Genomic DNA, 1371 nt, shown 5'->3' with positions numbered 1-1371 from the left:
GCTCATCGAGTGCTGCCTCGAGCTCTTCGCCGGCGACCTCGTCGAGGGCATCCAAGACCTCGGCGCAGCCGGCATCTCGTGCGCGACCTCCGAGCTCGCGTCGAACGGCGACGGCGGCATGGCGATCGTGCTCGACGACGTGCTGCTGCGCGACCCCACGCTGACGCCCGAAGAGATCCTGATGAGCGAGAGCCAGGAGCGCATGATGGCGATCGTGCGCCCCGAGAAGCTCGACGGCTTCCTCGAGGTCGTCAAGAAATGGGACGTCGAGACGAGCGTGCTCGGCGAGGTCACCGACACCGGCCGCCTCTCGATCATGTGGCACGGCCAGGAGATCGTGAACGTGGACCCGCGCACCGTCGCCGTCGACGGCCCGGTCTACGAGCGCCCCGTCGCCTACCCCACCTGGATCGACGCCCTGCAGGCCGACACGGCCGCGAAGCTCGACCGCCCGGCGACGCCCGACGAGATCCGCGCGCAGTTCCTGCAGCTCGTCGGCTCGGCGAACCAGGCGGATGCCGCGTGGGTCACGAACCAGTACGACAAGTACGTGCTCGGCAACACGGCGCTCAGCTACCCCGACGACGCCGGCATGGTGCGCGTCGACGAGGAGTCCGGCCTCGGCGTCGCCATCGCGACCGACGCCAACGGCCGCTACTCGCAGCTCGACCCGCGTCAGGGCGCGAAGCTCGCGCTCGCCGAGGCGTACCGGAACGTCGCCGTCTCCGGCGCGGTGCCCGCCGCCGTCTCCGACTGCCTGAACTTCGGCTCCCCCGAGAACCCCGAGGTCATGTGGCAGTTCTCCGAGACCGTCGAGGGCCTCAGCGACGGATGCCTCGAGCTCGGCGTCCCCGTCACGGGCGGCAACGTCTCGTTCTACAACCAGACCGGTGACGTGCCGATCCACCCGACTCCCGTGATCGCCGTGCTCGGCGTGATCGACGACGTCGCCCGCCGCATCCCGTCGGGATGGCAGGACGACGGCCACAACATCTACCTCCTCGGCGACACCGCGCTCGAGCTCGACGGCTCCGCATGGGCCGGCGTCGTGCACGGCCACCTCGGCGGTCGCCCGCCGGCCGTCGACCTCGCGGGTGAGAAGCGCCTCGCCGAGCTGCTGAACGCAGCAGCGATCGAGGGGCTCATCGACTCGGCGCACGACCTCTCCGACGGCGGCCTCGCGATCGCCCTCGCCGAGGCGGTCGGCCGCTTCGGCCTCGGCGCCCGCGTGGTGCTCGACGAGGTCGCCGGCGACGCCGGCATCGACCTCGCGACCGCGCTCTTCTCCGAGTCGACGGGGCGCGTCATCGTGACGGTGCCGCGCGAAGACGACGTGAAGTTCCGCGGCCTCTGCGATGGACGGGACTACCC

At 71.0% G+C, this 1371-nt stretch carries 1 protein-coding gene; it reads left to right on the top strand.

Annotated features, from left to right (window positions below):
* On the top strand, positions 1–1371 hold a 1371-nt coding region (locus ACFWWU_RS37235; protein WP_384153639.1), incomplete at both ends, for an AIR synthase-related protein.

The sequence above is a fragment of the Streptomyces sp. NPDC058650 genome, assembly GCF_042717315.1.
In the GTDB taxonomy this organism is placed as follows: domain Bacteria; phylum Actinomycetota; class Actinomycetes; order Streptomycetales; family Streptomycetaceae; genus Streptomyces.
The sequence above is the reverse complement of the archived record's forward strand: the minus strand, read 5'-3'. Positions and strand labels throughout refer to the sequence as shown.